The sequence below is a fragment of the Thalassospira sp. UBA848 genome (genome assembly GCF_002295455.1).
Classification (GTDB): Bacteria; Pseudomonadota; Alphaproteobacteria; order Rhodospirillales; family Thalassospiraceae; genus Thalassospira.
On sequence record NZ_DBGS01000075.1, the window covers coordinates 35,146 to 56,590 of the forward strand.

At 55.7% G+C, this 21,445-nt stretch carries 18 protein-coding genes; all 18 read right to left on the bottom strand.

Annotated features, from left to right (window positions below; translation table 11 throughout):
- A partial coding sequence (locus B2R48_RS10345; RefSeq protein WP_296999904.1) for an AAA family ATPase occupies window positions 1-629 on the bottom strand: 629 nt, incomplete at its 3' end.
- Between the two features lie 274 nt (window positions 630-903).
- Window positions 904-1,674 (bottom strand): outer membrane protein assembly factor BamD, encoded by a 771-nt coding sequence (locus tag B2R48_RS10350; RefSeq protein WP_249742072.1) that lies wholly within the window; start codon window positions 1,672-1,674, stop codon window positions 904-906.
- 277 nt (window positions 1,675-1,951) lie between these two features.
- Complete coding sequence (gene lpxC, locus B2R48_RS10355; protein ID WP_084272059.1) at window positions 1,952-2,920, bottom strand: UDP-3-O-acyl-N-acetylglucosamine deacetylase; 969 nt, start codon at window positions 2,918-2,920, stop codon at window positions 1,952-1,954.
- 324 nt (window positions 2,921-3,244) lie between these two features.
- A complete protein-coding gene (gene ftsZ, locus B2R48_RS10360) occupies window positions 3,245-4,900 on the bottom strand; it encodes a cell division protein FtsZ (protein ID WP_062956277.1) in 1,656 nt (551 codons plus the stop codon).
- A gap of 188 nt (window positions 4,901-5,088) precedes the next feature.
- Window positions 5,089-6,339, bottom strand: coding sequence for a cell division protein FtsA (gene ftsA, locus B2R48_RS10365; protein ID WP_296999910.1), 1,251 nt, complete (start codon window positions 6,337-6,339; stop codon window positions 5,089-5,091).
- A 233-nt stretch (window positions 6,340-6,572) separates the two neighbouring features.
- Window positions 6,573-7,436 carry a cell division protein FtsQ/DivIB gene (locus B2R48_RS10370; RefSeq protein WP_213473859.1) on the bottom strand — a complete coding sequence of 288 codons (864 nt, stop codon included), beginning with the start codon at window positions 7,434-7,436 and terminating at the stop codon, window positions 6,573-6,575.
- Window positions 7,424-8,338: a D-alanine--D-alanine ligase gene (locus B2R48_RS10375; protein ID WP_296999914.1), complete on the bottom strand. Its 915-nt coding sequence runs from the start codon at window positions 8,336-8,338 to the stop codon at window positions 7,424-7,426. Before B2R48_RS10375 ends, B2R48_RS10370 begins: the two co-directional genes overlap by 13 nt.
- Window positions 8,335-9,279: a UDP-N-acetylmuramate dehydrogenase gene (murB, locus tag B2R48_RS10380; RefSeq protein ID WP_296999916.1), complete on the bottom strand. Its 945-nt coding sequence runs from the start codon at window positions 9,277-9,279 to the stop codon at window positions 8,335-8,337. Before murB ends, B2R48_RS10375 begins: the two co-directional genes overlap by 4 nt.
- 7 nt (window positions 9,280-9,286) lie before the next feature.
- Window positions 9,287-10,696, bottom strand: coding sequence for a UDP-N-acetylmuramate--L-alanine ligase (murC, locus tag B2R48_RS10385; protein ID WP_296999918.1), 1,410 nt, complete (start codon window positions 10,694-10,696; stop codon window positions 9,287-9,289).
- Entirely contained in the window at window positions 10,693-11,892 is a 1,200-nt protein-coding gene (murG, locus tag B2R48_RS10390) for an undecaprenyldiphospho-muramoylpentapeptide beta-N-acetylglucosaminyltransferase (protein ID WP_296999920.1), read from the bottom strand. The genes murC and murG overlap by 4 nt, the downstream gene beginning before the upstream one ends.
- A 153-nt stretch (window positions 11,893-12,045) precedes the next feature.
- On the bottom strand, window positions 12,046-13,185 hold the full coding sequence (ftsW, locus tag B2R48_RS10395; protein WP_062956270.1) for a putative lipid II flippase FtsW: 1,140 nt from the start codon (window positions 13,183-13,185) through the stop codon (window positions 12,046-12,048).
- Window positions 13,182-14,588, bottom strand: coding sequence for a UDP-N-acetylmuramoyl-L-alanine--D-glutamate ligase (murD, locus tag B2R48_RS10400; RefSeq protein ID WP_296999921.1), 1,407 nt, complete (start codon window positions 14,586-14,588; stop codon window positions 13,182-13,184). Before murD ends, ftsW begins: the two co-directional genes overlap by 4 nt.
- 12 nt (window positions 14,589-14,600) lie before the next feature.
- Entirely contained in the window at window positions 14,601-15,689 is a 1,089-nt protein-coding gene (mraY, locus tag B2R48_RS10405; RefSeq protein WP_008889597.1) for a phospho-N-acetylmuramoyl-pentapeptide-transferase, read from the bottom strand.
- A gap of 24 nt (window positions 15,690-15,713) precedes the next feature.
- Window positions 15,714-17,144, bottom strand: coding sequence for a UDP-N-acetylmuramoyl-tripeptide--D-alanyl-D-alanine ligase (locus B2R48_RS10410; RefSeq protein WP_296999924.1), 1,431 nt, complete (start codon window positions 17,142-17,144; stop codon window positions 15,714-15,716).
- A 59-nt stretch (window positions 17,145-17,203) separates the two neighbouring features.
- A complete protein-coding gene (locus tag B2R48_RS10415; protein ID WP_062956267.1) occupies window positions 17,204-18,664 on the bottom strand; it encodes a UDP-N-acetylmuramoyl-L-alanyl-D-glutamate--2,6-diaminopimelate ligase in 1,461 nt (486 codons plus the stop codon).
- Entirely contained in the window at window positions 18,651-20,369 is a 1,719-nt protein-coding gene (locus B2R48_RS10420) for a peptidoglycan D,D-transpeptidase FtsI family protein (RefSeq protein WP_062956266.1), read from the bottom strand. Before B2R48_RS10420 ends, B2R48_RS10415 begins: the two co-directional genes overlap by 14 nt.
- A complete protein-coding gene (gene ftsL / locus B2R48_RS10425; RefSeq protein WP_062956265.1) occupies window positions 20,366-20,797 on the bottom strand; it encodes a cell division protein FtsL in 432 nt (143 codons plus the stop codon). Before ftsL ends, B2R48_RS10420 begins: the two co-directional genes overlap by 4 nt.
- A partial coding sequence (gene rsmH, locus B2R48_RS10430) for a 16S rRNA (cytosine(1402)-N(4))-methyltransferase RsmH (RefSeq protein ID WP_296999933.1) occupies window positions 20,794-21,445 on the bottom strand: 652 nt, incomplete at its 5' end. The genes rsmH and ftsL, both read right to left, overlap by 4 nt.

The following is a 21,445-nucleotide window of genomic DNA, read 5'->3' on the forward strand; positions in this document are numbered from 1 at the left end:
CGTTCTTCTTCGCCTTCTTCGGGGGCGAGCTTTTCAAGCTCGTCCACGGCATGACGCAGCCATTCTTCTTCTTCACGGGCTTTTTCGATCCGGGCCCGCGCGGCATTGAGTTCCTTTTGCGTTTCTCGCCAGGCGCGCCAGTGGTCGCGCACGGTCATCGCAAGCGTTCCAAGATTGCCATGCGCATCAAGGGTCGCGCGGTGGGTGGTCGGATCCAGAAGTCCGTGCTGATCAAACTGGCCCTGAATTTCAACGCAGTAATTGCCAACATCGCGCAGCAGCCCAACCGAGACCGACTGATCGTTCACATAGGCGCGTGATCGACCATCGGCCGTCACTACGCGGCGAACGACAAGGTCTTCGCCTTCAAGGTCAATGTCCTGATCGGAAAGAAGTCTGAAAACCGGATGTCCCTGTGGCAGGTTGAAGGTTGCCGTAACACTGCATTTGTCGCACCCATGGCGGACAAGGCCACTGTCTGCACGCGCGCCCAAGGCAAGTCCAAGCGAATCAAGCAGGATCGATTTACCGGCACCGGTTTCACCTGTGAGGACGCTTAGTCCATCGTGAAAATCGAGATCCAGTTTATCGATAAGGACGACGTTCCGAATGCTGAGGCGTCGAAGCATTGCTGGGTACTGATGTTGTTAACGGAGCAGCAGACAGGTACAGCTAGGTTCAGGACCTATTAGTTCGTTTGTGAAATTGCAGAGTGCCCAATCCCGCCCCGCCTTGCAAGCCTTGCGAAGGCGAAACGGTCTCAATTCGACTGCGACAATGATGTTTGGTCAAAGTGCAGTAATTTCAGGTGTTAACCACGGGTTGTTCTTTTTTTGTTCTATATTGTTGCAAGGCCGATTGTCAAGCAATCCCTTGGGTTTGTTGTGGTTCGGTTACCTGAATTCAGAACAGGCTGGAAATGGAGTTTGTTGTTGAATCCCACCAGCTTTCCTCCTCGCGCTCCGGGGCGTCCTCGCCCAGCAGAAGGCTATAGGACTCGCTGTAATATTCGCTGCCCGGGAAGTTGTGACCAAGGACCGCGGCAGTGCGTTTGGCCTCGCCCTCCAGACCAAGCGAGAGGTAGCATTCCGTCAGGCGCGCAAGGGCCTCGGGCACGTGGGTTGTGGTCTGATAGTTTTCGATCACCGATTTGAAACGGTTGATCGCGGCCAGATATTGGTTGCGGTCCTGATAGTAGCGCCCAACATCCATTTCCTTGCCGGCCAAGTGATCGACCGTCAGGTCCTTTTTCAGCTTGGCGTCACGGGCATATTTACTGTCCGGAAAACGGCGGATGACGTCATCAAGTGCATCCATGGCGTGCTGGGTCATCTGCTGATCGCGGCCAACATCAGAAATCTGTTCATAGTAGGACAGCGCCTTGAGGTAATAGGCGTATGGCACATCCGGGTTCGCCGGATGGAGCGAAATGAAGCGATCCAGTGCACTGATCGCATCGTCATACTCGTTGTCCTGATAATAGGCATAGGCCGACATCAGTGTCGCCTTGGTTGCCCATACCGAATAGGGGTGTTGGCGTTCCACCTCGTCAAACGCTTCGGCGGCCTGCTGGTATTCCTTGGCGTCCAGCAGGTCCTGCGCGCCGTTATACAGTTCGGAAACCGGGCGTTCGACATATTCCGGCGCCTCATTGCTTGAACATGCCGCAAGCATCAGCGACAGGCCGCAGGTGGCAATGATCTGTTTGGCGCGAACGGTACTTAGCACTGTGACCTATCCTCGAAATTTGTGACGCATTCACCAGAAAATCCGCCGGACTATATCATGTGAAGGGCGTGCTTGGGCAAGTGGTTGTGTCGTCAAATGCAGACTTTTCTTTGATCTCGAAATTCATCGCCATCATCTGCAGGTGCAAAACCAACCCTGAAAACAAAAATGGCGACCACAGGGGCCGCCATTTTCAGGAGCAGGGGACAGCCAGCGCCTGACATCAGGCGGTGGCAAGAATCGGTTCGGATACGCCGCGCAGGGCAGACTTGGTCAGCGGAACAACGCGATAGGCATCTTCATCAGCCAGCAACGCCTGCAAAAGCAGGTTGTTGACGTGATGGCCGGATTTATAGGCCGTAACCTTGCCCTGAAGCTGCTTGCCTGCGGTATAAAGGTCGCCCAGCGCATCAAGGATCTTGTGGCGGACGAATTCGTCTTCGTAACGCAGGCCTTCTTCGTTCATGACTTCGTCACCGGACAGGACAACCGCGTTATCAAGCGAACCACCACGGGCAAGACCAGCAGAACGCATGGCTTCGACTTCGTGCAGGAAGCCAAAGGTACGGGCACGGGCAATATCGGCAACAAACACGCCGTCATCGAATTTTACGGACATGCGCTGGTTGGCGATCGCCTTGCTGGCGAAATCAATCTCGAAATCGATCTCGAACCCGCTGGCAGGTTCGATCCGCGCGGTGCAGCCGTTATATTCGACTTCTACAGTTTTGAGGACTTCAATGACCTGACGCGGAGCACCAAGCTCTTCAATGCCAACGCAATCAATCAGGAAGTTGAACGGCGCAGAACTGCCATCCATGACCGGGACTTCGTCGGCATCAATGTCGATCAGGACATTATCAATGCGCGATCCGGCAAGGGCGGCCATCAGATGTTCGATGGTGCCGATCTTGATGCCCTTGGATGCATCGCCAAGACATGTGCAAAGGCGGGTATCGATCACGCCATCGTAACGTGCCGGAAACAGCGGCTGGTCATCCAGGTCCGTGCGGCGAAATACGATGCCATGATCAGCAGGGGCAGGGTGAAGGGTAATGCGGATCTTCTGGCCGGAATGCAAACCGACACCTGCACAACCGATGGAGGCCTTCAATGTTCGCTGGGCTACATAGCCGTCGCCGGAAAGGTCTTTCTGCGCTATGGCAGAACCAAGATCGGCAATTTTGTTCACAGGAACCCCCAAATCAGGTCATTCAGTTTGTCATCAATCACGGTCAAAGCATGTTTAAAGCCATCGGCCCCTGCTTTGTTAGTTTCAGACATTACTGACGAACACACAATCACTCAAATCACTCTTTGTTACGCTTTGTAAACTTCGTAAATAACTGAAAATAAATAGTAAAATTGGGTTTATCTCGATGTCTTTTTGCAGTCTGTAACCGTCCGGCCCCGGGGCTTTGATCACAATCACCGCAATACTGCGTCATCTACTCTGGTGCATTCAAAAAAAAGGGGAAGGCATCAAGCCTTCCCCATCTTCGCGCGGAGATCGTCGTCAGTTGGCCTGACGACGAAGGAAGGCCGGGATCTCAAGAAGGTCATCCGACGCGCCTTGCGTCTTACCCCGGGAAGCGGGTTCCTTCTTCATGACAGGTTCTCTGTCTTCGCCAAGGGGCATCTCGGTCTGGCGTGGTGCCGGTGCTTGCGGCTGCGAGACCTTCGGTTCCGCATGGTGTTGCGGTTCCTTGGCGGTTTTGTTCTTGCCAAACAGGCTGCTGAGTACCGAACGCGGCGAGGTTGCGTTCTGGGCATCGGCTGCTTCGAACACATCCGGGCTGTGTGAGGTGTGCTCAGCCTGGCTTGGCGTTACAGCGCGTGGCGGGATGAAAGCCATGTCGCCGTTGCTGTTGGTTTTTTCGGTCGGCTTGTCAGCGCGCAGAACAGGTTTCGGCTTGAGAACCGTCTGGCCCATTTCAATCGAACCGGTTTCCTGTGCTTCGGCCTGATGGCTGATTTCCGGTTGCTGTGCGCTGCCGGTTGCGGCAAAGCGATCAGCCGGGATGTGGTCAACTGATCCACCGCCGGCGTAATCACCTGCGCCGGTACTTTCAGCGGCCGCGGCTGCTGCGTTGCCGGCACCATGCTGTGCAAAGGACGGTGCGGCTGCTGGCTGTTCGGCCGATTTTTGTGCCACAGGCTGTGCAACGGAAACCGTGGTCGGCTGAGGACGACGGACTTCTTCGGCGTCGATGCCGGTTGCCACGACAGAAACGCGAAGGGCACCTTCGATGGTCGGATCAAAGGTCGAACCAAAGATGATGTTGGCTTCGGATGCGACTTCTTCGCGAATACGGTTGGCAGCTTCGTCAACTTCATAAAGCGCCATGTCCATGCCGCCGGTGATGTTGATGAGGACCGCACGGGCACCCTTCATCGAAGCATCTTCAAGAAGCGGATTGGCTATTGCGGCTTCAGCCGCCTCAAGTGCACGTTTTTCACCCGATGCTTCGCCGGTACCCATCATGGCTTTGCCCATTTCGCTCATCACAGTGCGGATATCGGCAAAGTCAAGGTTCACAAGGCCCGGAACCATCATAAGGTCGGTGATCGAACGCACACCATTGCGCAGAACATCATCCGCCATCTGGAAGGCATCTGCGAACGTGGTTTTTTCATTCGCAACCCGGAACAGGTTCTGGTTTGGAATGATGATCAGGGTGTCAACATACTGTTGAAGCTGCTCTATACCCTGTTCGGCTGTGCGCATGCGGCGCGTGCCTTCGAAATGGAACGGCTTGGTAACGACACCAACGGTCAGGATGCCGGCCTCTTTTGCGGCACGTGCAATGACCGGCGCAGCACCGGTACCCGTGCCGCCGCCCATCCCGGCGGTGATGAATACCATGTGGCTGCCTTCAAGCTGTGCCTGAATTTCTTCAATGGATTCTTCTGCTGCGGCGCTGCCTGCATCAGGACGGGCGCCTGCACCCAGCCCCTGGGTGATCTTGCGGCCAAGCTGCATCTTGCGCGTAGCTTTTGCCTGGGTCAGGGCCTGAGAATCGGTGTTGGCAACAACGAAGTCACATCCTTCGAGTTCGGATGCGATCATGTTGTTAACGGCGTTGCCGCCGGCACCGCCGACACCGATGACGGTAATCTTCGGTTTTAGGTTTTCTTCCGTTTCAGGAACGGAAAAACTGATTGTACTCATTGTTTGCTCTTCCTCTCCGCGCTTTAGAGCTGAGGGTCCCACACAAGCCTTCCCTTTGCCTGTGCGTGCCAGAAATGCTTCGGACACAAGACCTCCAAGTTCGTTTTAGCTGGCAAAGAGTTATTGCCTTCTTAATACGGCTAAAAGTTTTCAGGAAAATGGAGAAAAAAGTACGGCTGATTTGCGTACTAGAAGTTCTCTTTGAACCAGGCGCCCAGACGGCCCCAGCGTCCGCCCGATTGACGGATTTGCGCCATGGCTTCGCTAAGCGGGTCATTTTGCTGGGCGACAGCGCGCAGTAACAGGCCCGAACAGGCCGAAAAGGCGGGGCCGGCGGTCGCTTCGGCCAGACCTGATACCCCGTGGGGCAGGGCAACGGTTGCCGGGCGTTCAAACATTTGGCTGGCAAGATCGGCGATGGCATTCAACTGGCTCGCACCACCGGTCAGAACGATGCTGCGTCCACCAATCTGTGACAGGCCATGTTCTTCAAGCTGATCGCGAATCAACTCAAAGGTTTCCTCAAGCCTGGGCTTGATGATGTTGATCAGCATGGAGCGCGGCACATGATTGAAATTGTTCTCGTCTTCATCGCCGATGGTCGGAACCGCAAGGATTTCCTGATCATCCGATGGAGACGTCAAAGCGCTACCATGCAAGGTTTTCATCCGTTCCGCATGGCTAAGCGACGTATTGAGACCATAGGCAATATCGCGCGTCACATGTGCGCCACCGACCGGAACCGACGTAGTGTAAACAACTTGACCGGCGTTAAAGACGGCAACACTGGTTGTGCCAGCACCCATATCAATCACGGTCGCACCCAAATCGCGCTGATCCGGCGTCAAAGCCGCAAGACCGGATGCCAGCGGCGTCACAACGGTTTCTTCAATCGCAAGATGGCAGCGTGCCAGCAGGGTATCGAGATTGCGCAAAGGTGCCGTCTGGGTTCGAACGAAATGCAGATCGAGACCAAGGGTCGACCCGTACATGCCGCGTGGGTCGTTCATTGTATTGGCGCCATCAAGACGGAAGCCAAGTGGAACCGTGTGGATCAGTTCGTCACCGGCCTGACGCAAAAGGGCTTCTTTCTGGTCATTGAGTTTGCGGATCTCAAGATTGCCAATCGGGCGGGAGCCAAGCGGTAGCTCAACCGTGTGCGTTTCAGATTCTGGACGGCCGCCGGACAGGTTCACAATTACCGATTCGATGGTTTGACCTGCCATCTTCTCAGCGGCGTTAACTGCGGCAAGCACGACTTCCTGCGCGGCATCCAGGTTGGAAATGGATCCACTTTGAAGGCCCTTGGACATGTTGTGTCCAATGCCGATGATCTTGGGCGGCTGGTCCTTTTCGCGTCGCGCAATAAAACAACAGACCTTGGACGTTCCAATGTCCAAAGCCGCAATCAATCCTGATCTGGTTTTGCCGCGTGCCAATTGAATGCTCTGAATTTTTATGGGTTATGTGGTGAGACTTTTGTGACCCTACCTTATTACGCCCGTTTTCCACCAAAAGCCGTTGCAATTTGGTTAAGGCAGACCGTCACGTAACGCATCTTTTATGCGAATGTGCGCAAGAACTGCGTAAAAACAATAGAGGCAGTCTTGTAAGAACTGCCCAAGCCGCTTTTTCGGCGGAAGATCGGTAAGAATGCAAAAGCGCGGTCAATTCAGACCGCGCCCTCCTTCTTTGGCGGGTTGCGCCGCTGTTCTGCCGCACCCGGTGTCAGGCGAACAAATGTCCGGTCTGGAAGGCGCAGATCAACGATCAAGACATCCCGGTCAAGAATGCCGTGTTCGCGATCAAGCATTTCAAGACGCCGCCAAGCCAGTTCCATGTTCTCTTCGGGCAGGCGGATGAACATGCCGTTGGCAAGCTGAATGTTCCAGCGGCGATGGCCAATCCGTTGTGCACCGGTGATCTGATCATAAAGATGTGGGATGGTCTGCAAGGTGGTCAGCATTTCTGCCGCGGCCTTGGGGGCATCATCGCCAACCAGAACCGGCAGATCAAGGTAGTCGCCCAGCTCGTAATTCTGGAGCTGTTCGCCATCGCCATCAATCAGGACATGGTCGCGGCCTTCGGTTTGCCAAAGAGCCAGCGGTTTGCGCTCAACGATCGATACGATAAGGGTATCTGGCAACTGGCGTTCGACTTTTGCGCTGCGTACCCATGATAGTTCCTCGACCCGTTCGCGTGCGGCTTCCACATCAAAGGTAATGATCGGTGTGCCGGGTTTTTGGCCGATGGCGGCCAGAAGGGCATTGGTGTCGGTCTTTTCGCGGCCTGAAACTTCGATGTTTTTGACCGTCATGCCGAATTCAGCTGACAGGTGAACACTTTCCTGTTCCGCCATTTCGAGCCATTTGTCAGCCTTGCCTGTATACCAAAGGGCAGCCGGAATGATCGTGATCGCGCCAATAAAGCCACTCCACCACATGACCCGGGCAATCTTTTTGACGTTTGATGCAACGCCATGTCGTTTATCGAGCTTCTCGCGCCGTTCGCGGGCCTGTTCTTCTAGCGTTCGCATGAGGCGTCCTCCACCATCCATGCGACGATATCGGCAAAGCTAAGGCCCTCGTGGCGGGCGGCATCGGGAACAAGTGATGTAGGCGTCATGCCCGGCTGTGTGTTGATTTCAAGTATTGCCAGATGGTCCTTTTCCGGATCATAGCGGAAATCAGCACGTGCCACGCCCCGGCAGCCAAGCGCCTTATAGGCTTCTTCGGCGTGACGTTGCAGACGATTACGCAGACCGCCTTCGATGTCGGCAGGGACGATATGTTCTGATCCGCCCTGGGCGTATTTGGATTCAAAATCGTAGAAGGCATGATTGCCGGTAAGGATTTCGATGACTTCCATAGCCTTGCCATCCTTGACGGCAACGGTCATTTCGCGACCGGGGATGAATTCTTCCTGCATTACGCCGTCGCCGTGATCCCAGTTCCGGGCAAGCATGTTTTGCTCTTCCTCGGCTGTCAGGATAATTTCAACCCCGACAGAGGACCCTTCGTTATTGGGTTTTAGTACGTAAGGTGGTGGCAGTGCCTTGCCAGATGCAATGTCTTCGCGTGTGACCCAGACGTGGCGCGCACAGGGAATTTCATATTCGGCAAACATCGCCTTTGCCGACATCTTGTCCATGGCAATGGCCGAGGCGCGTACACCAGAATGCGTATAGGGGATGTTCATGATTTCAAGCAATCCCTGAACCGCGCCGTCTTCACCCCAGCGGCCATGCAGGGCGTTAAAGATCACATCGGGTTTGGGATCAATCGCCACAAGTTGGCTTGCAAGGTCACGCGTCGCATCGATCTCGGTAACCTGATAACCCTTTTCACGCAGCGCTTTGGCGCATTCGTGCCCGGAGGACAGGGAAACTTCCCGTTCTGCTGACCAACCGCCCAGAATGACAGCGACATGTTTGCTCATGCGTCTTTTCCTATGATCGAGTGGCCAAGGCGCTCACCGATGCGCCGAATTTCCCAGCGCAGCTCAACGCCGCTATGTTCTTTGACCCGTCTGCGGACTTCATCGCCAAGCTGTTCAAGATCAAGGGCTGTGGCATCGCCTGTATTGATCATAAAATTGCAGTGCTGCTCGGACATTTGCGCACCGCCGATTTTAAGTCCGCGACACCCGGCCGCATCAATGACTTCCCATGCGCGTTTGGGAACCGGATTGGCAAAGGTTGAGCCACCGGTACGCGATTTGATCGGTTGCGATTCTGCACGGGACTTCTGGATTTCATCCATGCGTTTGGCGATGTCTTCAGGATCACCAGACGATGCGCGCAAGATTGCAGACGTGAAAATCCAGTCCTCTGGAACACCGCAATGCCGATAGGTCATTTTCATTTCATCGGGGGTGACGGTATGGATATTACCGCTACCGTCAATTGCGGTTGCCGATACGAGAACATCCTTGATCTCGGTCCCATAGGCCCCGGCATTCATGCGCAACGCCCCACCGATGGTGCCGGGAATGCCAGACAGAAATTCCAGACCGGCAATGCCATTCATCTGCGCGGTTTGCGCAACATTGAGGTCAAGTGCACCAGCACCGGCGTGAACCGCGCCATCCTCGACCACGACATCGGTAAACGGGCGGCCAAGGCGGATGACGACACCACGAATGCCGCCATCGCGGACCAACAGGTTCGAGCCGACGCCAATGACGGTCACAGGCAAGTCTTCAGGTTTGCCTTTCAGAAAATCGGCAAGGTCGGCTTCATCCTCTGGGCGAAACATCACGTCTGCTGGGCCACCAACCTGAAACCAGGTGACTTTGGCAAGTTGTGCGCCTTCGCGCAGCTTGCCGCGCACTTTTGGCAGGCGGTCGATCAGGGGCGTATGGTGTTTCGGCGTGCTCATATCTGCCTCAGTTCTTGATCGCTTCAAGTTGGGCGGGCAGGGCATTTGCCCATGCGCTGATTGAACCAGCACCAAGGCAAACGACAAGATCGCCCGGTTTTGCTTCGGATTTGATGACTTCGGCCAGTTTTTCCGGGCCTTCCAGTGCGCTCACATGGCGGTGGCCTCGGTTGCGCAGGCCTTCGACAAGTGCATCACGCGAGGCGCCCTCGATCGGGCTTTCACCGGCCTCAAAGACGTCGGCGACAATGACGTTATCCGCATCGTTAAAGCAGGTGCAGAAATCTTCGAACAGGTCATGCAGACGCGAATAACGGTGCGGCTGAACGACTGCGATTACGTTGTTTTGCGTTGCCTGACGGGCAGCTTTTAGCACCGCCTTGATCTCAACCGGGTGATGACCGTAATCGTCGATGATCGTAACGCCATCAACTTCGCCGGTTTTGGTGAAGCGACGTTTAACGCCGGTAAAGCCGTCAAAGGCGGAGACAATTTTCTCATCGGGGATGCCAAGTTCCAGCGCGACCGTAATTGCCGCCAGCGAGTTTGACACGTTATGATCGCCAACCATTGGCAGGCGGACATCCTTGATCACGCGTTCTTCGCTATCAACCCGTTCGCGGATAACAACATCAAAGACACTGTCGCCGATATTGGTCCGCACATTTACCGCGCGGACATCAGCCTGCGGTGAAAAACCGAATGTGAAAATACGACGATCCGTCACGCGCCCAATCAAGGCCTGGACTTCGGGATGATCGATGCACAGAACCGCAAAGCCATAAAACGGGATGTTCTGAACGAAGTTCTTGAAGGCTTCGCGCAGCTGATCGAAATCTTTCCAGTGGTCAAGATGTTCGGGGTCAATGTTGGTCACAACCGAGATGGTGGACGGCACTTTGACAAAGGTGCCATCAGACTCATCGGCCTCCACCACCATCCAGTCACCTTCGCCAAGGCGCGCGTTTGTGCCATATGAATTAATTATCCCGCCATTGATGACGGTCGGATCAAGCCCGGCGGCATCCAGCATGGTGGCCACCAGTGACGTGGTGGTTGTTTTGCCATGGGTTCCGCCAATCGCGATTGCTGCCTTAAGGCGCATCAGTTCGGCCAGCATTTCGGCACGGCGCACGACCGGGATCATGGCCGCGCGTGCGGCTACGACTTCGGGGTTGGTCGGCTTGACGGCGGTTGAAATCACAACAACCTTGGCGTCTTCGACGTTTTCTTCCTTGTGGCCGACAAAGACCTTGATGCCAAGGGCGCGCAGGCGCTGCACGTTTGCATTGTCGGAAATGTCCGAACCCTGCACCGAATAACCCAGGTTGTTGAGGATTTCGGCAATACCGGACATGCCGATGCCACCAATACCGACAAAGTGGATGGTGCCGATGTTGAGCGGCAGGGTGTTCATTGCATGTCTCCTCGGTCTTGCGTCATGTTCTTGTTATCCGGGCTTCCTGCCGGGTTCAGTCCCAGCATATCAAGCACCATGTCGGCCAACCGCTCGGCGGCGTTGGCGCGTCCGCTGCTTTTGGCGGCCTTTGCGGCACGCGTCAAGGCGGCAGGGTTGGTCAAAAGTTTTGCCAACCGATCCGTCACCGCCTCGCTGCTAAACCGGTCTTGTGGCATCAGCCATGCGCCACCGGCATCTTCGACTTGCTGAGCGTTGTAACGCTGATGATCGTCAATGGCATGGGGAAGCGGCACCAGAAAACCCGGGCGCCCGGCTGCGGTTAGCTCGGCAACGGTCGATGCTCCTGAACGGGCAATCACCAGATGGCAGTCGCGCAAACGTTCGGGGATGTCATCAATGAAGGATGCCAGTGTTACGTCGATCTGCGATCCGTCATAGGTCTTGCGAACAGCATCAAGATCTTCTTCACGTGCCTGCTGGGTTACGACCAGACGTTTGCGCAAACCTTCAGGCAGATTGACCAGTGCAGTCGGCAGGATTTCGGACAGGATGCGCGCCCCTTGTGACCCGCCTGTGATCAAAAGCCGGATCGGCCCGTCATTGGTTGGCGCGTCATACTCACTTGATGCAAGGGCGGCGACTTCGGCACGCACCGGGTTGCCGGTCCAGATTACTTTGGCCTCGTCACCCGGTGCAATCATCCTGACCTTGGCAAAGGATGTTGCAATACGCTGTGCATTGCCTGCCACCAGACGGTTTGCGCGGCCAAGAACGGCGTTTTGTTCATGAATGGCATATGGAATGCCCAGCCACTTGGCCGATATTGTCGCGGGGATAGAGGCATAGCCGCCAAATCCGATCACGGCCGCCGGTTTGGCCTTTTTGATACGGCTTCTGGCTTTAAGCGTGCCAAGGCCAAGGCGGGCGGCCCCGATCAGGCGCCCCTTGATGCCTTTGCCGGCAATGCCGCCAGCAGGCAAGATGACCGTTTCGACACCTTCAACATCCTTGGTATAGCGGGCCGCGCGGGCGTCGGTGAAAAACAGTACCTGTGCGCCACGACGCACGAGTGATTTGGACAAGGCAACAGCCGGAAACATATGCCCGCCGGTACCACCGGATGTTACGGCGATCACCTGACCAGCCAGCGGCGTCTCGGCGGCAGAAAGTTCTGGATTTGCGAAGTCAGTCATCTTGTCCACATGTAAAACGACGGCGGTGCAGGGATGGTCCCCGAAAGTTACCCCCATCAGAACCCGACAAAGGTTAATATCCCTTCAAACCGGTTCCTGAATAAGGCCTGATTTTGTCGTTTTAATGCAGAAAGTTTTTGGGAAGCAGGTTGGTTATTCACCGGGCCGCTTGCGCGTCAGGGCAAGGACAAATCCCATACCGATCGCAATACCGATCGTCGCTGAACCACCGTAGGATACGAACGGCAATGTCATGCCCTTTGGCGGGACCAATTGCAAGGTCGATGCCATGTTGATCACGGCCTGCAATCCGAACTGGACCAGAATGCCGGTGACCGCCAGAACCACGAACAGGTTGCGTTCCCCCATCAGGCGCGAAAGACCGCGCATGATGATGAAGGTAAAGACACCAACCACCAGGACACAGAACAGAAGACCAAACTCCTCGCCGGCAACGGCAAAGATGAAGTCGGAATGGGCATCGGGGATGGAGTTCTTGACCCAGCCTTCACCCGGGCCCCGGCCCATAATGCCGCCATTCATGAAGGCTTCCATGGATCGTTCGATCTGATAACTGTCACCCGATGCCGGATCAAGGAAGCGATCCACACGTGACTGGACGTGCGGCATGATCAGATAGGCCGTTACTGCCAACCCAACCGCCCCAAGTCCAAGGCAAAACACCAGAATGATCGGAAGACCCGCAAGGAAGATCTGCACTGACCAGATGGAGGTAATCACGACTGTCTGGCCGAAGTCTGGCTGGATCATCAGAAGGAAGATGCAAACAGCAAGGATCAGGCTTGAAACGATATAGCCCGGGAAGTTCGGGTTCAGTCGCCCTTCGGCAAACATCCAGGCAATCACAACCGCAAAGGCGGGTTTGAGGAATTCTGACGGTTGCAGGTTGATCCCGGCAACATTGATCCAGCGTACCGCGCCCTTGATGTCTGATCCGATGAACGGGGTAATGATCAGCAAAAAGATCACGCCCAAAAACATGAAGGATGCCAGACGCCTGACCCATTTCACCGGTAACAGCGAAATGCCGAACATGCAGATCGTCGCCATGCCAAGAAAGACAAACTGGCGGGTGACAAAGTGGAAGCTGTCGACATTGATACGATCAGCAACCGGCGGACTTGCCGACATCACCAAAAGCGCGCCAATCCCCATCAAAAGGATGATGGCCGCCAACAGCCAGCGATCCACGGTCCACCACCAGATCCCCAGAACCGAGGTATCCGCACGGGAAAAGGCAATATGCGTGTTATGACCAAACAGGGACTTCATGCGCTTTCCTTCCCGGTCCGGTCACTATTCGCCAAGGCGGCATAAAGGTCGCGGAATGCATCGCCGCGCGCCTCAAAGCTTTTGAACTGGTCAAATGACGCACAGGCCGGGGTCAGCATCACCACCGGTTTGTCATCGCCACTCGCCTTGGCGTCCGCAAAGGCCGCCTTGGTTGCGACATCAAGGGTTTCGCATTCCTCCCATGGCAGGTCATTACCAAGGGTGTCGGCAAATTCATTCGTCGCAGCACCGATCAAGTAGGCTTTCTTGATATGGGGATAGTATTCCTGCAATCCCGCGATTCCGCCTTCCTTGGGTTTGCCACCCGCGATCCAGTAAATGTTTTTATAGGCCGAAAGCGCCTTTGCCGATGCTTCGGCATTGGTGGCCTTGCTGTCATTGACAAACACCACACCATCAATGCTGCCAAGCAGTTCCTGTCGATGGGCAAGACCCGGGAAGGACATGACGCCATCAATGATCCGGGTGGCATCCACACCCCGCGCACGGCACAGCCCATAGGCAAAGGCAATGTTTTGCCAGTTATGACGGCCAGGCATATGGGTGACGGTCGCAAGATCCAGAATACGGGTCTGCGCACCGGTCATGTCATCAATCAGCCAACCATCCGCATCAACATAGATGCCGTGATCGACCGGTTGTTTGACAGAAACTTCGATGATGTGACGACCGCCTTCGCGCGCCAGTTCAACCGCCATTTTGGCGCAGGGTTCGTCATCAACGGAAATGATTGCCCATTTCGGCCCTTTGGAACGTGCAAAGATCAGGTGTTTTGCCCCGATATAGCCATCCAGCCCGCCATGGCGATCCAGATGATCCGGGGTGATGTTCAACAGCGCACAGGCATCAAAGGCCGCATGTTCAAGCAGTTCGAGCTGATAGGATGACAGTTCAAGCACAAGGCAGTCATCGCGCGTTGACGGTTCAAGCCCAAGGGCCGCATTGCCAAGGTTGCCGCCAGCCTGCGTTTTAATCCCAGCCTGCCCGATAATGTGGGCGGTCAGTGCGGTGGTGGTCGACTTGCCGTTGGTGCCGGTGATGGCAAGTGTCGGCACATCAGGCTGTGCCGCACACAGCAACTCGACATCGCAAATGATCGGCTTGCCCGCACGGCGTGCCTTTTCGGCCGCCGGATGCGGGGTCGGGAAGGTGGACGGAATGCCCGGGCTGATCACCAGCATGTCGGGTTCAGACCAGTCACATTCCGCCAGATTGATCGGCGCAAGACCAAGTGGTTCGATCTGTTCACGTGATGATGCGGTGTCGTCCCACGCCCAGACAATTGCGCCTGCATTGATCAATGCTTTCACACTGGCCAGTCCGGATTTTCCCAGACCCAGAACCGCGATGGTTTTGCCGCGCAGATGTGAAAGATCAATCACGATGGGGTGTCCTTAACGAAGTTTCAGGGTCGCAAGACCAACCAGTGCGAGGATGACGGCAATGATCCAGAAGCGGATGACGATGGTTGCTTCCTGCCAGCCTTTTTTCTCGAAATGGTGGTGAAGCGGGGCCATGCGGAACACGCGTTTGCCGGTCAGTTTGTACGACCCGACCTGAATGATCACCGACAGGGTTTCCAGAACAAACAGACCACCAATGATGGCCAGAACCAGTTCGTGCTTGGTGACAACAGAAACCGCACCCAAAGCACCGCCAAGGGCGAGTGAGCCGGTGTCGCCCATGAACACCATCGCAGGCGGAGCGTTGTACCAGAGGAAGCCAAGGCCAGCACCGACAAGTGCGCCAAGGAAAATGGTCAATTCGCCCGAACCGGCAACGTAATGGACTTGCAGATATTCAGCGAACTGAACGTTACCGATCAGATAGGTGATCAGCGCAAAACTGGCCGCGGCAATCATCACCGGCACAATCGCCAGACCGTCAAGGCCATCGGTCAGGTTGACCGAGTTTGAGGCACCCACCATGACAAACATGGCAAACGGCACAAAGAACCAACCCAGATCCAGCAGGAAATTCTTGAAGAACGGGAAAGCAAGCGCTGTCGAAAGCGGATCGGCGGTATTGTAAGAAATCCACCAGGCGGCAAGGGCTGCGATGGAAAACTGCCCAAGAAGTTTAAGCTTGCCCGGAAGGCCCTTGGTGTTGCGCTTGGAAACCTTCAGGAAGTCGTCCAGAAAACCAAGGAAGCCATAGCCGATTGTGACCAGCAAAACAGCCCAGACATAAGGATTGGTCAGATCAGCCCAGAGCAGGGTGGCAATCGAGGTTGACAGCAACAGCAAAAGCCCGCCCATTGTCGGCGTGCCTTTTTTCGTCAGAAGGTGACTTTCGGGACCATCTTCACGGATCGGTTGGCCTTCGCTTTGTTTGGAACGCAACCAGTTGATCAGATGCGGACCGATCACAAAGGCAAGAATAAGCGACGTGATGATCGCACCGCCCGTGCGGAAGGTGATATACCGAAACAGGTTCAGTACCGGCATCTGATCAGCAAATTGATAAAGCAGATTATAGAGCATTGCTCTGGTCGTTCCTTTTGCGACTTACTCTGTTGCGGTTGTGGATTTTTCCACCACGCCACAGGATTTTAAGGCCGATACAATTTTCGAAACGTAAATGCCAAGCGACCCTTTGATCAAAACCACGTCGCCATCGCGCAAATCGGCCTTGATGGGCTCTATCGCGTCTTCGGCAGTTTCAAAGTGGCCGGCATTTCGTTCGGAAGGCAAAGTTTTGTCGAGTTCGGCCATCAGCGGTCCAACCGAATAAACCCGATCAATCTCAAGCGAGGTCAGCGGATGATAAAGATCGGCATGCATTTTGGTTGCACTGTCGCCGAGCTCGCGCATTTCACCCAGAACTGCGATTTTGCGACCGCCTTCGCCCGGTTTGGTCTGCGACAGGACCTTGATCCCGGCCATCATCGAAGTTGGGTTGGCGTTATAGGCATCATCAATCAGCGTAAAGGTACCCTCGCCCGACGGCAGCTTGACAGTGTGCGTCTCGCCACGTCCGGCAGGCGGGGTGACATCCGCCAGATCCTTCGACGCTTTGACAAGGTCTGCACCTATCGCATCAACACACCCAAGAACGGCAAGCGAGTTCAAAACCCAGTGTTCGCCGGGACAACCGATGAAGTATTCCAGATCCTGGCCACCGACGCGCGCGCGAACAGCGCTGCCATCGGTGACGATATTTGCTTCAAACAGGCGATAGTTTGATACGGCATCCGTGCCAAAGCACTTGATGTTGGAAAGGCCAAGTTCCTTGGCGCGCCGGGCCAGGGCAAAGTAATGCAGATTGTCACGGTTCAGGATGACGGTACCGTCGCCATCAAGGCCTTCAAAAATCTCGGCCTTGGCCATGGCGATTTCGGCTTCGTCCTTGAAGAACTCTGTATGCGCGCCCACCACAGTGGTGATCAACGCCACAGACGGCTTGACCATTTTGACAAGTGTGCTGATCTCGCCCGGATGGTTCATGCCGATTTCGAAAACACCAAACTTTGCATCAACCGGCAGGGTCGCCAAAGTAATCGGCACACCCCAGTGATTGTTGAAGCTGGCCGGGCTGGCATGGGTTTTACCCTGCTGGGACAGCACATATTTAAGCGCTTCCTTGGTGCCCGTCTTGCCGACGCTGCCGGTGATGGCAACGATCTTGGCTTTGCTGCGTTCACGTCCGGCAATTCCAAGTCGCTCAAGGGCGGCCATCGTGTCATCGACCAGAAGAACCTTGTCGGTATCGTCAATGCCATTGGCATCCGAGACCATGACGGCGTGCGCACCGGCATCAAGGGCGGCCTGCGCAAATTTCTGACCATCGAAATTCGGGCCCTTCAGGGCGATGAACAGATCACCTTTACTGACTTTACGGCTGTCAATCGAGATGCCGGTTACCGTCCAGTCGCCAGTGGTTTTGCCACCGGTTGCGGTTGCGGCATCCTGTGCGGTCCATAAAACAGCCTTCGTCATAACGTCACTTTCTTTTCGCTCAGACCATCACGGCCAAAGCGCCGTAACGGGAATTAAGGTCAGTTGCCGCCGACAAGGATGCTGCGGGCAACAGATGCATCATCGAATGGAAGAACCGTATCACCGACAATTTGGCCTCTTTCATGGCCTTTTCCGGCGATAATAAGGACATCGTTGCGCTGAAGGATGCCGATGCCCCGTTTGATGGCTTCGGCACGGTCACCAATCTCGACGGCACCTTCGCACTGTTCCTTGATTGCGGCACGAATGGTGGCCGGATCTTCGCTGCGCGGATTGTCATCGGTGATGATGGCAATATCGGCAAAGTCACGGGCAACCTGTCCCATCAATGGGCGTTTCCCGACGTCACGGTCTCCACCGGCCCCGAATACACAAACAAGTCGGCCTTTGCAATGCGGACGGACAGCCTTGATCACGGTTTCAAGCGCATCAGGCGTATGGGCGTAATCGACAAATACCGGGGCACCGAAGCCGGTTTTGCCAACCAGTTCAAGTCGGCCGCGGACACCTTCAAGCTTTTCAAGCGCAAGAACCGCCTGATCAAGGTCGGCACCCGATGCCACAACGATGGAAAGGGCTGCCAGCGCATTCATCACCTGGAAGCTGCCCATCAGCGGCAGGTGGATGTTGTATTCACCCTTGTTCGCAGCAAGGCGGATCTGGGTGCCGGTGCTGTCAGGCGTTGCCTTGACCAGTTTGATGTCATCTGCGTTCTGTCCATAGGACAGAACATTCACACCGCGCTTGGCGCAAAGTTTTTTCAGAAGGTCGAATTGTTCGACATCGGCATTCAGCACTGCCGTGCCATCGGCGACCAGAAGATCAGAGAACAGGCGGGCTTTGGCGGCAAAGTATTTTTCGAACGTGCCGTGATAATCCAGATGGTCGCGCGACAGGTTGGTAAAGGCGGCAACGGTGACCTTCACGCCATCAAGGCGATATTGATCAAGCCCGTGTGAACTGGCTTCCATCGCGACATGGGTCACGCCAATACCGCACATTTCATCAAGGCTCTGATGAAGTGCCACCGGATCTGGCGTTGTCAGCGAACCGGGAATTTTCGCGCCCGCTGCGCGAATGCCAAGGGTGCCGATGGATCCCGACATATTGCCAAGGATCGTCCAGAGCTGTTCGGTAAAGATCGCGGTCGATGTCTTGCCGTTGGTACCGGTGATCGCCGCGATGTTTGCGGGTTGCTGGCCATAGAAACGCGCAGCAAGCTGGGCATAACGCTTGCGCGGGTTTTCCACCGGGATCAACGGAACGGTGGGGGCTGCCTGTCTTGGCGTGCCATCCTTTGCAAGGATGGCTGCGGCACCAAGCTTGATCGCATCTTCAATATACTTGGACCCGTCATCACGCGCACCGGACAGGGCGGCAAACATATAGCCGTCCTTTACAGTGCGTGAGTCTGCTGTCAGGCCCGTGATATCCGGGTCCTGTCCTTCGGCATGTTTCAATGCCGCTTGATCACCTGCCATAAGCTCAGAAAGACGCAAGTTTGCGCTCCCCCTTGCGAAGTTCGATCTGCAGCGCTTGCTCAATCTCCGGCGCCTTCGCATTCGCCGGTTCAATGCCCAAAAGGGGAGCAATACGTGTCACAACCTTGCCAACTGCAGGGGCGGACACCCAACCTGCTGTGGCAAATCCATAAGTTTCTTTGGTGCCTTTGGGCTCGTCCAACGTCACCAGGACCACATATTTCGGGTCCTGCATCGGGAAGGCGGCGACAAAGGTCGACATGCGGGCGTTCTTGACGTAGCGCCCGTTCACGAGTTTTTCCGAAGTCCCGGTCTTCCCGCCAAGGAAGTAACCCGCTACTTCGGCCTTCTTGCCAGAACCTTCGGTAACGACCAGCCGCATCAGGCGACGCATCAGTTCCGAAGTTTTCTGGGAAAACACACGTTCGCCTGCCGGTGCACCATCCTGTTTGAGGATGGTCGCCGGGCGACGAATGCCACCATTGACGATGGTGGAGATGCCGCTGACAACCTGAAGCGGGGTAACGGCCAGACCATGACCAAACGAAATCGTCATGGTGTTAATCTCGCGCCACGGATTGGGCACAAGCGGTCCGCCGACTTCAGGAAGCTCGATCTGAGGCTTGTCGAGCATGCCCAGCTTTTTAAGGTACTTACGCTGGTTCTCGCCGCCAAAGGCCATTGCCATGCGCGCTGAGCCGATGTTTGAGCTGTGCACAAGAATTTCCGGCAGGGTCAGCCACCGGTTCTCGGCGTGATAGTCCCGAATTCTGAAGCCGCCAATGGCCAGCGGCTCCGTCGCGTCATAGACCGAGTTCAAGGTCGATGTGCCGGTTTCAAGGGCGATGGCCGTGTTAAACAGCTTGAACACCGAACCCATCTCGTAAACGCCAAGTGTTGGCCGGTTAAAGCGGGCATCAGCCGGTGCCTGACCCGGACGGTGCGGATCAAAGTTCGGAAGCGACGTCATCGCAACCACTTCGCCGGTATAGACGTCCATCACAAGGCCTGCCGCACCAACCGCGCTATAGGTTTCCATCGCGGTTTCGACTTCTTCGGCAAGCGCGTATTGCACCCGGGTATCAAGCGAAAGTTCCAGCGGACCGTTATTGATGCGCAGCTCGTTATCAAACTCGCGCTCAGCACCAGCAATGCCGTTATTGTCGATATCGGTGAAGCCTAGGGCGTGCGACAACAGACGTCCATGCGGATAGACGCGGCGTTCTTCACGTTGGAAATTCAGGCCGGGAATGCCCAGTGAATTGACTTCATATTGCTGCTCGGGCGTCAGGTTGCGGCGCAGCCAGACGAATGCCTTGCGCGAACTCAGGTGACGGATCAGCGTGTCGCGATCCAGATCGGGTAAAACCGTCAACAAAAGATCCGCCGATTCAACCGGGTCCTTGACCACACGGGCGTCAGCATAAAGCGAATTGGTCGGAAGATCGGTCGCCAGCAGCATGCCGTTGCGATCAACGATATCGGCGCGCTCGGTCTTGAGTTCACGGGTATCGGTGCCGGATGCGACGGCGGGTTCATTGCCCTGACGCAGAACCGATGCATCAACCAGACCATAGGTGATCCAGCAAAAACCGATGATGAACATCGCGCCGGTAATAAAGATACGGTTACGTGCTGTTTCAAGCGCAAGGCGCTCACGCTGATCCGGGCCCAGTTCCGGACGATCCCCGCGCAACCAGTAGGAAAAACGGGTCAGGCTCATTGTGCGCCCCCCGTTTCGGTGGCAACCGACGGCGCATCAATGATCATTGAATCCGCTGCCTCGTCATACATCAGATCACCCGGACGGGCGCGCGGTACCGGCATAAAGGCAACCGCCTCGCCAAACTTGTCGATACGATACTGATGCAGATCGGCGTCTTCGGGCAGATCGTTGATGCTGGCCATCTGCAGGACTTCAATCTGAGCCAGGCTCAGATACTGCTGGGACAGGCGCTCGATCCGTTCCGGATTGTTCAGGTAGCTCCATTCCGCCTGAAGCACATGGATGCTTTCCTGCTCGGCCAGAATGTCGGACTGGATTTCGGCGTAGCGCTTTTCAAGACGTTCGACCTGATGGCTGACCCAATAGGTGCCGGTGCCGATCAGGATGGTCATGATGAGGCCGATGATGGTTACCGCACGGGTCATTTGCGACCTCCTTGCGGTGATGCCGGTTGCTCGTTACGTGCAACGGCGCGCAACTTTGCCGAACGTGCGCGCGGGTTGGCGCGAATTTCATCTTTCTGACCGGTGACAGCCTTGCGCGTGATCGCCGTAAAGGTCGGGATGGCAACTTCTGGTTCGCCGGGCAGGCGGCGTGACATCTTGTTCGGATCGCCTGAGCGTTCCTTCATGAAGGTCTTGACCTGCCGATCCTCAAGCGAGTGGAAGGTTACAACCACCAGACGGCCGCCCGGTTTCAGCAATGTCTCGGCGGCATCCATGGCGCGTTCAAGTTCGCCAAGCTCGTCATTCACATAGATGCGCAAGGCCTGGAAGGTGCGGGTCGCCGGATCAATTCCGTCCTTGGACTTGCGCACGACAGAACGTACCGCACGCGCCAGTTGGGATGTGGTGGTAAAGGGTTCCTCTGCACGCATCTCGATAATCTTGCGTGCGACCTTGCGCGATGCGCGTTCCTCGCCATAGCGATAAACGACATTGGCGATGTCTTCTTCTTCGGCGGTATTGACGAAGTCGGCCGCCGTCGGCCCGGACATGGACATGCGCATGTCAAGCGGGCCGTCTTCGCGGAATGAAAATCCGCGATCCGCCTGATCAAGCTGCATGGATGAA